At 32.4% G+C, this 11,793-nt stretch carries 13 protein-coding genes and 1 pseudogene; 8 read left to right on the plus strand and 6 right to left on the minus strand.

The window, feature by feature from the left end; all coding sequences use genetic code 11:
• The first annotated feature begins 31 nt into the window (after positions 1-31).
• Positions 32-1,303 carry an MFS transporter gene (locus ACIQ2L_RS07955; RefSeq protein ID WP_396157657.1) on the plus strand — a complete coding sequence of 424 codons (1,272 nt, stop codon included), beginning with the start codon at positions 32-34 and terminating at the stop codon, positions 1,301-1,303.
• A 130-nt stretch (positions 1,304-1,433) separates the two neighbouring features.
• Here the strand turns inward: ACIQ2L_RS07955 and ACIQ2L_RS07960 are convergent.
• Positions 1,434-1,567: pseudogene (locus ACIQ2L_RS07960) on the minus strand (ATP-binding cassette domain-containing protein); the annotation flags it as partial.
• A gap of 132 nt (positions 1,568-1,699) precedes the next feature.
• Here ACIQ2L_RS07960 and ACIQ2L_RS07965 point away from each other — a divergent pair.
• Together ACIQ2L_RS07965 and ACIQ2L_RS07970 are read left to right on the plus strand one after the other, a co-directional pair.
• Positions 1,700-3,667: a PAS domain S-box protein gene (locus ACIQ2L_RS07965; protein WP_396157658.1), complete on the plus strand. Its 1,968-nt coding sequence runs from the start codon at positions 1,700-1,702 to the stop codon at positions 3,665-3,667.
• Positions 3,664-4,065 (plus strand): response regulator, encoded by a 402-nt coding sequence (locus ACIQ2L_RS07970; RefSeq protein ID WP_396157659.1) that lies wholly within the window; start codon positions 3,664-3,666, stop codon positions 4,063-4,065. Before ACIQ2L_RS07965 ends, ACIQ2L_RS07970 begins: the two co-directional genes overlap by 4 nt.
• Here ACIQ2L_RS07970 and ACIQ2L_RS07975 read toward each other — a convergent pair.
• From ACIQ2L_RS07975 to ACIQ2L_RS07995, 5 genes are all read right to left on the minus strand, one after another.
• A complete protein-coding gene (locus tag ACIQ2L_RS07975; protein WP_396157660.1) occupies positions 4,062-4,196 on the minus strand; it encodes a hypothetical protein in 135 nt (44 codons plus the stop codon). The genes ACIQ2L_RS07970 and ACIQ2L_RS07975 overlap by 4 nt on opposite strands.
• A gap of 82 nt (positions 4,197-4,278) precedes the next feature.
• A complete protein-coding gene (locus ACIQ2L_RS07980) occupies positions 4,279-4,581 on the minus strand; it encodes a hypothetical protein (RefSeq protein WP_396157661.1) in 303 nt (100 codons plus the stop codon).
• Position 4,582: 1 nt separating this feature from the next.
• Positions 4,583-4,798, minus strand: a complete 216-nt coding sequence (locus tag ACIQ2L_RS07985; RefSeq protein ID WP_396157662.1) for a DUF2007 domain-containing protein — start codon at positions 4,796-4,798, stop codon at positions 4,583-4,585.
• 100 nt (positions 4,799-4,898) lie between these two features.
• Entirely contained in the window at positions 4,899-5,513 is a 615-nt protein-coding gene (locus tag ACIQ2L_RS07990) for a DEAD/DEAH box helicase (RefSeq protein ID WP_396157663.1), read from the minus strand.
• A gap of 68 nt (positions 5,514-5,581) precedes the next feature.
• Positions 5,582-6,745, minus strand: coding sequence for a sigma-54-dependent transcriptional regulator (locus ACIQ2L_RS07995; protein WP_396157665.1), 1,164 nt, complete (start codon positions 6,743-6,745; stop codon positions 5,582-5,584).
• A gap of 135 nt (positions 6,746-6,880) precedes the next feature.
• On the opposite strand from ACIQ2L_RS07995, the gene panB reads away from it, so the two are divergent.
• Genes panB through ACIQ2L_RS08020 form a run of 5 tightly spaced genes read left to right on the plus strand, consistent with a single transcriptional unit; the run spans position 6,881 to position 11,735 of the window.
• Positions 6,881-7,699 carry a 3-methyl-2-oxobutanoate hydroxymethyltransferase gene (gene panB / locus ACIQ2L_RS08000; protein ID WP_396157666.1) on the plus strand — a complete coding sequence of 273 codons (819 nt, stop codon included), beginning with the start codon at positions 6,881-6,883 and terminating at the stop codon, positions 7,697-7,699.
• Positions 7,700-7,711: 12 nt separating this feature from the next.
• A complete protein-coding gene (locus tag ACIQ2L_RS08005) occupies positions 7,712-8,260 on the plus strand; it encodes a hypothetical protein (RefSeq protein WP_396157668.1) in 549 nt (182 codons plus the stop codon).
• A 2-nt stretch (positions 8,261-8,262) separates the two neighbouring features.
• Positions 8,263-8,955 carry an RluA family pseudouridine synthase gene (locus ACIQ2L_RS08010; protein WP_396157670.1) on the plus strand — a complete coding sequence of 231 codons (693 nt, stop codon included), beginning with the start codon at positions 8,263-8,265 and terminating at the stop codon, positions 8,953-8,955.
• A 53-nt stretch (positions 8,956-9,008) separates the two neighbouring features.
• Positions 9,009-10,343, plus strand: a complete 1,335-nt coding sequence (locus ACIQ2L_RS08015; protein WP_396157671.1) for a hypothetical protein — start codon at positions 9,009-9,011, stop codon at positions 10,341-10,343.
• Between the two features lie 60 nt (positions 10,344-10,403).
• A complete protein-coding gene (locus ACIQ2L_RS08020) occupies positions 10,404-11,735 on the plus strand; it encodes an aldehyde dehydrogenase (protein WP_396157672.1) in 1,332 nt (443 codons plus the stop codon).
• The last annotated feature ends 58 nt before the right edge of the window (positions 11,736-11,793 follow it).

Below are 11,793 nucleotides of genomic sequence, written 5' to 3' on the forward strand. Positions count from 1 at the left end.
TAGTCTAATTTAGAAATGATGCAATTTGAAAATGTATGCGTTGTTTTATTTATCTTTAGCACAACAATCTTTTGAAACGATGCCATTAATCGATTACAGTTTTTTATCCAAAATTTTACCTAAAGCCAAGATTAAAAACAATTTTAAAAAGACTAAAAAATCGTATCTCAATAGGGTTAGGTTAGCAACTTCGCTGTTTTTCTTCGGAATGGGGTTTTGCTTTTCTACATGGGCTAGTCGCATTCCTGATATTAAATCAACCTTAAATATGAGCGAAGCTTTATTGGGAAGTATGCTTTTTGTTTTGCCAATTGGCCAACTCGCTGCCATGCCATTTTCGGGTAACGTTGTAACCCACTATGGAAGTAGAATCATTTCAATTTTAGGATTACTTGTATATACCTTTTGCTTAATCTTATTGGGTTTAGCAACAACTACTTGGCAATTGGCAATTGGATTATTTTTGTTTGGTTTTTTTAGCAATTTTTGTAATATCGCTATCAACACGCAAGGTGTTTACACACAACAATTGTATGATAAACCCATTATAGGTTCATTTCATGGCACATGGAGTTTAGCTGGATTTTGTGGAGCATTAGTTGGTTTGTTAATGCTCACTTTTGGATTAAGTCCTTTGATACACTTTGCCTTGGCCTTTGTGTTAGTACTTTTGATTATTCTTTTTAACTATAAGTACATCTTAAATGCCAAATCAAAACAAGAGGAAAAGCATAATTCTTATTCCTTTTTTAAGAATCCCGATTTGACTTTAATTTGGCTTGGAATAATTTGTTTTTGTGGTATGGCTAGCGAAGGAATCATGTTCGATTGGAGTGGTGTTTATTTTAAAGAAATCGTGAAAGCTCCCGGAGCTTTGGTAATTTTGGGCTATACTTCTTTTATGGTGAGCATGGCAATAGGCAGATTTTTAAGCGATATATTAGTTCATAAATATAAAGCCAAAAGAGTGTTGATTTTTAGTGGTATTGTAATTTCAACCGGACTTTACTTAGCGGTATTATTACCCTATTTGATTTCGTGTACTATCGCTTTTATGCTGGTTGGTTTTGGTGTTTCCAATGTGATTCCAATTATTTTTAATACTGCAGGTAACCATGAAAAAGTACCAACAGGTATAGCCTTAACAATAATAACAAGTATTAGCTTCCTTGGATTTTTAATTGGCCCACCACTTATTGGTTTTATAGCTGAGGTAACAAATTTGAAATATTCGTTTGCTGTAATTGGGATTTTTGGTTTATTAATTTCCCTTTTAGTTAGCCGGTTAAAAATATTTAAATAATCAATTCAGAAAAGACGATTCTTCTAATACTGTGCAATTGTCTGTAGCCGATAAATGATGCGGCAATTAGACAAGCACTTATTCTTTTTGAGCAGAATTGGCAACTCATGTAGGTTTATTTTCTCAGGACAAAACTTTAAAAGTGTCGATTTTCCAGCTCCATTTTTCCCATTAAGGGCAATTTTAGGTTTCATTGATGGCAAATGCTACTTCGCTATAAAGTGTGGTGCTGCCAAATTCAAAAGCTATGTCATTTATAGTAATCGTGTAGTTATTTTTTGAAGCGGCATAGAGCGCATCAATTAATAATGATCGTATTTAAAAAAATCTTAATTATAAATAGTATTTTTATACATTTATAAAACCTTAGAAATCCGCCTAATCAAACCTCATTGTATGAGAAAAAATACAAAATGGAATAATTTTTCACGTTTGTTATTTACAAGGCCTAACACCATTGGGCTATTCGTATTCATTATCATGTTGATTCTTATTGGATTTGTGGTTAGGTTAAGATATAGCATAGCAATTGAAGGCCAACATAGAGAAATGAATAATATTCTAAATGTTGTACACAATAACATTTCTCAAATTCTAAAAAACAGTTATTCTACAAACTACACATTAGCATTAACAATCAACGATGCAGGAGAACCTGAAAACTTTAATGAAATAGCGCCCCAATTATTAAAGTCAAATCCAAATATTGATGCTATTGAACTACTCCCAAACGGGGTAATTAAATATGTTTATCCGTTAAAAGGAAACGAAAATGCCTTAAATTATGACATAATAAAATCCTCTGATTTAGAACAAGATGTTAAGGCGTCAACGCTATCTAAAGGCATTCATTTTGTTGGACCTTTAGAATTAAAACAAGGTGGCCTAGGCATCATTGGAAGACTCCCCATTTACAAAAAAAATAAGTTTTGGGGATTTGCAGCAGTCGTAATTCGGTTAGAGAGTCTTTTTAAAAATTCAGGAATAAAGTCAATAGATGAAAGTAAATACTATTTTCAATTTTCTAAAGCTGACCCCTATAATGGCAAAGAAAAATTTTATCTTCCTAAAATAAATGATTTTTCAAAAAAGGAGCACATTGCTGCAAATATTTCTGAAGGCAATTGGAAATTGTATTTAATCACCAGAGATAAAAGTGTTATTTTTCCTCAAGTCATTTTTTCTATAGTTTTAGGTTCTTTACTTTGTATAATATCTGGATTTTGGGTAACTTCTATTCTAAAAAAACCTGCTCAATTACAAAAGTTGATATTAAAACAAGCCCGAAAAATATTAAATACCGAAACTGAATTTAAAGCCATTTTTGATCAAGCACCGGTTGGTATTGTTCGGGTAGATGGTACCACTGGAAACTTCATAGAAGTTAATAAAGAATATTGCAAAATTGTTGGTTATAGTGAAGAAGAATTGAAAAAAATTAATTTTCAAAAAATCACTAAACCCGATGATTTAGAAGAAGAATTAAAAAACATGGAAAACCTCAAAAACCAGAAGATTAATGAGTTTTCTATGGAAAAAAGATATATTCATAAAAAAGGCAATATAATATGGGTTAACCTATTAGTTTCCAATATCTTGACAGTAGATGATACTCCAGGATATATCATTGGCATTGTCGAAGATATAACTGAAAAGAAACGCACTGAAGAAGAGCTGAAACAATCTTTTGAATTAGTCTCCGAACAAAACAAAAGACTATTAAATTTTTCTTATATCGTATCGCATAATTTAAGATCACATACTAGTAATATTGAAATGATTTCCTCTTTTTTAGAAACAGCCAACAACAAGGAAGAAAGAGATGAAATGATTGATTTGTTAAAAAAAGTATCCCATTCTTTAAATGAAACCATATATAATCTTAACGAAGTCGTAAGTATTAGAAACAATATTAATTTATTAGTTGAAAAAGTAAATGTTCATGAATATATCGAAAAAACAAGAATCGTATTAGCTGAACAAATTCAAAAAAAACACGCTAAAATTAACAATCTTGTTTCAACAACAATAGAAGTCGATTATAATATTGCTTATTTTGAAAGCATCATCTACAACTTTATTTCAAATGCAATTCGGTATAGTCATCCTGATAGAACGCCAGAAATAACATTATCTTTTAATGAAGATAAAAGAGCCTTGATAATTTCAGACAATGGAATTGGAATTGATTTAAAAAAGAACGGTGATAAACTTTTTGGTATGTATAAAACGTTTAATAACAATCCTGATTCTAAAGGTATTGGATTATTTATTACTAAAAATCAGATTGATGCCATGGGTGGCAGAATAGAAACTGAAAGCGAAATCAATAAAGGAACCACATTTACACTTTTTTTCAAATGAGCAATAAAGTAATTTGTATTATAGATGATGATCCTATCTATAGACTTTTAATTAATAAAGTCATCTCAAAATCAAAAATTGATTATGATATTGTTTCGTTTACAAACGGTAAAGAAGCATTAGAGAGCATTTCATCTGATTTAAAAGAGAACAATACCTTATCCGAAATCATTTTATTAGATTTAAAAATGCCTATTATGGACGGTTGGGATTTTATGGAAAATATTGATAAAATACTATCTGATAAAAAGAATGCAACTTCAATTTACATAGTTACCTCTTCAATCGCCTATGAAGACCAAGAAAAGGCAAAAACATTCCCAGAAATTATGGGATATTTTTCTAAACCTGTTAACGGTACTCAAATATTAGAAATAACAAAAAAGATAGAAAATTAAATGCTTAGTCTAAATTCCTCAATTACCGGATTGGCCTTACCACTATCGAATTCTTGAATAAATAATTCAACTGCTTTTGCCGTTTGAATACTTGGCAAAACATTAGCTTGGTTGTTATTTATTCTGATCAATTTGAAGTATACCTTTGCTATTATTGGTATTTTTAGGATATTTATTATTCTTTTGGTTAGTCGCTTGAAGATTTTTAAATAGTTAATTCATGAAAGTACTTTCATCCAATTCAACATATTTTGTGTATTTTAAGGTTTGTGAATTAAGCAAATACAAATTTCCAAAATAACATCCTAAAAGATAACATTCATTTAATTCGCCGGTTTTCTGAATTTGAATTACAAAATTATTGATGATTACAATATTGTCGAATGTAATTGGATTTCCCATATTAATTCCTTTTTCATATTCCCAAGTAGCATCCATTCTGCCCGGTAAAAAGAAAAAACGATCAAGAAGTACTATGAAAAGAAAAAAAGGCAATATTCTGATAATTTTTTTCACCTTAAATACTCAATCTAAACTCCTCAATAACAGGACTCGCTTTTCCAAAATCGACTTCTTGAATGAATAATTCGACTGCTTTTTCGGTTTGAATACTTGGTAAAACATTTGCTTGGTTGTTACTTCTAATCACAACCGTAATGGTAGCTTCTTCTAATTGTTCTTTTAGTGTTATTGCTAAAATTTCTTTTCCTGAAAATATTTTTATTAAGCCCATGAATTTAACTGTGAATTATAAATTATTAATTGTGAATTTTTCGCTTGAATTGTGGAAAAAAATGATTCAATCACCATTTACCACCCGCAATTCATCATTATTACTCTTCCATTTCGAAGAAAAGTGGTTCGATCATTATCTTATCAGCCAACGATTCTACTCTTTCGGTTACTTGTGAGCAAAAGAACAAGCGTTGTGTTTTTTCAATACTTTGTGATAATCGCAAAATAATAGCATCAACTCTGTTTCTGAATAATACATCAGCGTCATCAACAATCATCAACTTAATGGTATTACTATTAAATCCAGCTGAGGAAAACATGGCGTTAATTTTATTTGGCGTTCCAATCAAAATATCCAATCCCATCGAAACCACATTTTTATCATAATCGATATCGCCTTTGTCATGAACACCTAAAATACTTAAATCGGTATAGGTTCCGTATTTTAAAAAAAGGGCTTCCATTTGCAACACTTTTTCTTTGTTTTCAACAATGATTAAAGCTCTAGTACTTTCGTCTTTCGTTTTTTCTAACTTCTGAATTACATTTAAAACTATTGTGGTTGTTTTTCCAGTTCCTCCTAAAGATTGAATGACCGCATCAGCACCACTTTTAATCGTAGAAAATGTTTCTTGTTGCATTTCATTAGCTTCGGTTAAACCGTTCTCTATGAGCGCTTTTTGGAGATTTGGGTTTATTTTTTTTAAGTTCATTTAAAGGGATAAGTTACAAGGGAAAAGGGATTAGACTTATTGCTTTTGCCTTATCCCTTATGCCTAATTTATTTACTCGCAAACAACTTCACATCAGTTTCCGAAATTTCGTTTCCGCCAAGAATTATCAATCGCTCTACTACATTGCGCAGCTCCCGAATATTTCCTGTCCAATCGTATTCTTGTAATAACGTAATCGCTTTTTTAGAAAAAACTTTGGTCGAATTTCCTTGTTCTTCAGCAATTTTAATGGCAAAATGTTCAATCAACAACGGAATATCGCTTCGTCTGTCATTTAAGGATGGAACTTTGATTAATATTACGGCCAAACGATGATACAAATCTTCACGGAAACGTCCTTCAGCTATTTCTTTTTTCAAATCTTTATTAGTTGCGGCAACGACACGCACATTGATTTTGATGTCTTTGTCGGCACCCACTCTTTGAACTAGACTTTCTTGCAAAGCACGTAATACTTTGGCTTGTGCCGATAAACTCATATCGCCAATTTCATCAAGAAAAATGGTACCGCCATCGGCAGCTTCAAACTTTCCTGCACGGTCTTTTACAGCAGAAGTAAAAGCTCCTTTTACGTGACCAAAAAGTTCACTTTCTATTAATTCAGATGGAATTGCTGCACAATTCACTTCAATCATAGGAGCTTCGGCTCTTTCGCTTTTTTCGTGTAATTGATGTGCTACCAGTTCTTTTCCAGTTCCGTTTGGCCCTGTGATTAATACTCTAGCATCGGTTTGCGCCACTTTTTCTATCATCAGTTTAATTTGATTAATAGCATCACTTTCACCAATAATTTCGTAGTTTTTAAAAACTTTCTTTTTCAATATTTTATTCTCGACCACCAATTGCTTTTTATCTAAAGCATTACGAACAGTATTCAACAATCGGTTCAAATCGGGTGGTTTTGAAATATAATCGAAGGCTCCAAGACGCATTGTATTTACTGCTGTTTCTAAATCGCCGTGACCAGAAATCATTACCATCGGAATTTCAGGCTTTATTTTTTTAACTGCTTCAAGCAATTCTTCACCATTCATTTTTGGCATTTTGATGTCACAAAGTACCAAATCATAATCTTCATTTTTAATTTTCTCGAAACCAAGTTTTCCGTCTTCTGCTTCATCTACAATATACGAATCGCTTTCTTCCAAAAGTATTTTGGTTAATACTCTTCGGATTGATATTTCGTCTTCAATTATTAATATTTTGGGCATTTTTATCATTTTATAAGACTGCAAAGTTAACCATCAAAAGTGTAATTTCAATAAATTAAATTTCAAATTCAAATCAAACTAAAACAATCGACATCCAAATAGATTTAATACTTTTGTATTTCAAAACAAGCAACTATGTCTACAGCAAAAAAAGATTACAAAAGAATAACTACCAAGTCATTATTTGACATGAAAGCTAATGGCGAAAAAATATCAATGTTAACAGCATATGATTTTACCATGGCAAAAATTGTAGATACTGCTGGTGTTGATGTTATTTTGGTTGGCGATTCCGCTAGTAATGTAATGGCGGGTCATGAAACTACATTACCAATTACCCTAGACCAAATGATATATCATGCGTCAAGCGTAGTTCGTGCTATTGAGCGTGCTTTAGTTGTTGTTGATTTGCCCTTTGGAAGTTACCAATCGGATCCAAAAGAAGCCTTGCGTTCCTCAATTAGAATCATGAAAGAAAGTGGCGGACATGCCGTAAAAATGGAAGGCGGAAGTGAAATAAAAGAGAGTATTAAACGGATATTGAATGCTGGAATTCCGGTCATGGGACATTTGGGTTTAACACCACAATCAATCTATAAATTTGGAACGTATACTGTTCGAGCCAAAGAGGATGCTGAAGCAGAACAATTAATTGAAGATGCAAAATTGTTAGAAAAACTGGGGTGCTTTGCCTTAGTATTGGAAAAAATTCCCGCTGTATTGGCTGAAAAAGTGGCCAAGACTATTTCTATTCCAGTAATCGGAATTGGTGCTGGTGGTGGTGTTGACGGACAAGTATTGGTCATTCACGATATGTTGGGAATGAATAACGAATTCAGCCCCCGATTTTTACGCCGTTATTTAAACTTATATGAGCAAATGACAAATGCCATTGGGAATTATGTGGCTGATGTCAAGTCGAAAGATTTTCCAAATGTTAATGAACAGTATTAATATCCTTAATTGATGCGAAAAAAAATTATTTTAGTTCTTATACTAGCTTTGATTTCATGCAAAAAAAAGGAAACAGAACCTATTGCCAAACCTGTTTCTGATTTTTTGGAAACATCCGATTTATATTCGAAGGTATTTTATATTTCAACCCATTTAAATACTGAAAATTGTACTGTTTATAACTATGGCTGCGACTGCTGCGATGGCAAAATTGTATTTTTAAAAAACGGAACTTTTATTAGCGATTTCTATTGTATACCATCGGAGACTTATACCACCGGGACATTTAAAATAAAGAATAAAAAACTAATTTTAAACTACAGTAAAACCGAAGCTCTTTTTGGTCCTGAAAATGAAGATGATTATGAGGGTAAAGATATTTTGAGATTACAAACTTCTGAATCAGGAGTGACGATTTTAGATATCATACGTTGCAAAAATCATTACATTTTCAAAAGTGAATCTGATTATTATGCAGAGCATGAAAAGACTACTTATTCAGTAGCTGTAAAAGAATACAAAAAGTCTGGTGTTTGGCAATTGCTAGGTCTTAAAGGATAATTATGTCTAAAGTAATTTCTACAAAGGACAATCTCCTCATTCTTCACGAAGACAATCACCTAATCGTCATCAACAAACGCGCAGGTGACATTGTGCAAGGAGATAAAACAGGAGACAAACCGTTGTCTGAAGTTGTTAAAGAGTACGTTAAAGAAAAATACAACAAACCCGGAGAAGTTTTTCTTGGCGTTGTTCATCGATTGGACCGACCAACTTCGGGAATTGTAGTTTTTGCCCGAACTTCTAAAGCATTAACTCGATTAAACGAAATGTTTAGCAATCGAGAAACGCAAAAAACGTATTGGGCAATTGTGAAAAATCGTCCTGAAAATGCAGAAGCGACTTTAGTACATTATCTGAAAAGAAATGAAAAAAATAATACTTCGAAAGCGCACTTAAAAGAAGTACCTGAAAGTAAAAAAGCCAGTTTAGAGTATAAAATCATCAAAGAACTCGATAATTATTTTGCATTAGAAATCAATCTTCATACCGGAAGACATCATCAAATTAGAGCACAATTGGCTGCTATAAGCTGCCCAATCAAAGGTGATTTAAAATATGGTTTTGATCGAAGTAATCCTGATGGAGGAATTCACCTTCACGCGAGGAAGTTAGTCTTCATTCATCCCGTAACCAAAAACCTGCTCCAAATCATTGCCGAAACTCCTAAAGATGCTATTTGGAACTCTATTTAAAAATTAAATTGTGTAACTTTACGTTTCAGTTGAATCTTAAACAAATACCTGCTATGAAAACGTTATTTTTTTTCCTTGGTTTGCTTTTTTGTTCTGCTCTTTTTGCACAAGACCATTTCTCAGGAATTAGCACCTCCAATCGCGTTGGAATTGTAAATGGTGCAATAAACCCTGCTGAATTTTCCAATCTTTCAAAAAAATTTGAGATCAATTTTTACGGATTAAGTTTTGATGTTTCAAACAACAAAATTGGCTTCAATGATTTAACGTCCGACACTAATATAGAAGACTTAATTTTTACGGGTACTGAATCAGTAAACATGCGAATTGACGGTCAAATTTTGGGTCCAAGTTTTGCCATGAAATGGAGAAAATGGGGATTTGGTATTACTACAAAAGCCAATGTGAAATTTGACGTAGTAAATGTTGACACTTCCTTAGGAAATGCCATTTTCAATAATGATTTACCTCTTAATACTACTATAGTAAACCAATCTGAAAATCAACGATTGTCCGGAACTTCATATGGCGAAGTTGGCTTGTCAGCGGCAAGAACTATTGTAGATAATGACAAGCATAAATTTAATGCAGGGCTAACTGTAAAATTTTTGTTTCCAGGTTCTTACTCTAATTTTGGTTTGAGTAATTTAAACGGAACCATAACACAAACCGCAAGTGGCGCGTTCTTAACAACCAATCAACCCGCTAATTTAAATGTTGCATATTCCGGTAGTTTGGCGGATAGCTTTTCTAATTTTGATGATTATACCAATTCTATTTTTGGTGGATTAAACGGAGTTGCCACGGATATTGGTTTTACCTATGAATGGAAAGATGGTAAAGAAAAATACAAAATAAAATCAGGGTTAGCTATCAGAAATATTGGTAGTATGACTTTTAAAGACGATAATAATTATAATACGAATTATACTTTTACGACTCAAGGACGTCCTCCATTAAATTTAAATTTATTCGAAAATGTTGATAATTTGAGTGAAGTTGAAGCTATTTTAATAAGCAATGGCTATCTAACGCAGACACCAAATAAAACCGATTTTAAAGTAAATCTACCCACATTATTAACAATGTATGCCGATTTTAAAATCGTTCCTAAAGTATATGTTACCGGGTATTTGCAACAAAAAATGAAAAAAGACGATGCCAATGAACAAATTACGGCCCGCAATATTTTTTCAGTAACTCCAAGAGTAAACCTAGGATTCTTTGAAGCATATATTCCGGTTTCTACAGATGATATTTCGGGAACGAATGTGGGTTTCGGATTTAGATTGGCCGGATTTTATCTTGGTTCCAATTCAATCATCACTTCATTAGCAGATGGAAAACAAGCAAATGTTTATACGGGTTACCGATATGCTTTTTTATAAGTTAATACATTTGAATTTTATTTTTAATATAGTAACGTACCTAACCAATTCAATCAGGATATGATATTCAAGAATGATATAAATTACCGAAAAGAAACATTAGTAAAATTATTGAACTGTGTTCAGAATCATGAACAGGAAATCATAAAAGCACTCTATGATGATTTTAAAAAGCCAGCATTTGAATCTGTAGCAACAGAAACCAGTTTTATTCTTGCTGAATTAAAATATACAATAAAAAATATTCACAATTGGGCAAAGCCCAAAATGGTTTTGCCATCCATTTTTAATTTTCCATCAACCGATTATATTTATAAAGAACCTTATGGAAAAGTTTTAATTATTGCTCCTTGGAATTATCCCTATCAATTGGCGCTTTCGCCTTTGATTGCAGCTGTAGCAGCAGGAAATCAAGTGGTTTTAAAACCTTCTGAACTAACTCCAAACACTTCGAGAATTATTTCCAAAATCATAAGTGAAACTTTTGATAAAAACCATGTCACTTGTATCGAAGGTGGTGTTGATGTTGCTCAAGAATTATTAACTCAACGCTGGGATTATATATTTTTTACAGGAAGTGTTCCTGTTGGTAAAATTGTTGCCAAAGCAGCTGCAACCCATCTGACGCCGGTGACACTTGAACTTGGTGGAAAAAGTCCTTGTATTGTTGATGAAAGTGCTAATATACAATTGGCTGCCAAAAGAATAGTGTGGGGAAAATTCCTCAACGCAGGTCAAACCTGTATTGCTCCCGATTACCTGATGGTTCATCAAAATGTGAAGGAAAAATTGATTGAAAATTTAAAACTAGAAATCACTAACGGCTATGGTGAAAATCCCGAAATTTCCCCAGACTTTGCTAGAATTGTCAATGAGAAAAATTGGAACCGATTAGCTGCAATGTTGGAAAATGAGACAATTCTATTAGGGGGAAAAGCTTCAATAGAAGATTGTTATATTGCTCCTAGTCTTGTAGACGAGCCAAGTTTGGATAGTTTAGTAATGCAAAATGAAATTTTCGGGCCAATTCTCCCTATTATAAGCTATAAAACAGAAGAGGATTTGGATAAAATTATTTCTAAATATGAGAAGCCATTATCGTTGTATATTTTTAGTGAAAATAAATCATTTGCAAAAAGAATAGTTCAAAACTATTCTTTTGGTGGAGGTTGTATTAACGATACTTTAATTCATTTTACCAATAAAAGATTGCCTTTTGGCGGTGTAGGCCACAGTGGTATTGGAGCTTATCATGGAAAATTTAGTTTTGCTATTTTTTCACATCGCAAAGCAGTTGTAAAAAAAGGAAATTGGCTTGATTTACCTACACGATATGCTCCATATAATGGGAAATTAGAAACTATTAAACGTTTATTAAAATGGTTTTCATAAAAAATCATTTGTTTATCTGTTTATAATACATATTTTTTATATTTTTAACGTATTGATT

This window comes from Flavobacterium sp. (genome assembly GCF_044369455.1).
Taxonomy (GTDB): domain Bacteria; phylum Bacteroidota; class Bacteroidia; order Flavobacteriales; family Flavobacteriaceae; genus Flavobacterium.

Coding starts and splice junctions, on each gene's coding strand:
- ACIQ2L_RS07955 (WP_396157657.1), top strand. CDS start 32: ATGTATGCGTTGTTTTATTTATCTTTAGCACAACAATCTTTTGAAACG.
- ACIQ2L_RS07965 (WP_396157658.1), top strand. CDS start 1,700: ATGAGAAAAAATACAAAATGGAATAATTTTTCACGTTTGTTATTTACA.
- ACIQ2L_RS07970 (WP_396157659.1), top strand. CDS start 3,664: ATGAGCAATAAAGTAATTTGTATTATAGATGATGATCCTATCTATAGA.
- ACIQ2L_RS07985 (WP_396157662.1), bottom strand. CDS start 4,798: ATGGGCTTAATAAAAATATTTTCAGGAAAAGAAATTTTAGCAATAACA.
- ACIQ2L_RS07990 (WP_396157663.1), bottom strand. CDS start 5,513: ATGAACTTAAAAAAAATAAACCCAAATCTCCAAAAAGCGCTCATAGAG.
- ACIQ2L_RS07995 (WP_396157665.1), bottom strand. CDS start 6,745: ATGCCCAAAATATTAATAATTGAAGACGAAATATCAATCCGAAGAGTA.
- panB (WP_396157666.1), top strand. CDS start 6,881: ATGTCTACAGCAAAAAAAGATTACAAAAGAATAACTACCAAGTCATTA.
- ACIQ2L_RS08005 (WP_396157668.1), top strand. CDS start 7,712: ATGCGAAAAAAAATTATTTTAGTTCTTATACTAGCTTTGATTTCATGC.
- ACIQ2L_RS08010 (WP_396157670.1), top strand. CDS start 8,263: ATGTCTAAAGTAATTTCTACAAAGGACAATCTCCTCATTCTTCACGAA.
- ACIQ2L_RS08015 (WP_396157671.1), top strand. CDS start 9,009: ATGAAAACGTTATTTTTTTTCCTTGGTTTGCTTTTTTGTTCTGCTCTT.
- ACIQ2L_RS08020 (WP_396157672.1), top strand. CDS start 10,404: ATGATATTCAAGAATGATATAAATTACCGAAAAGAAACATTAGTAAAA.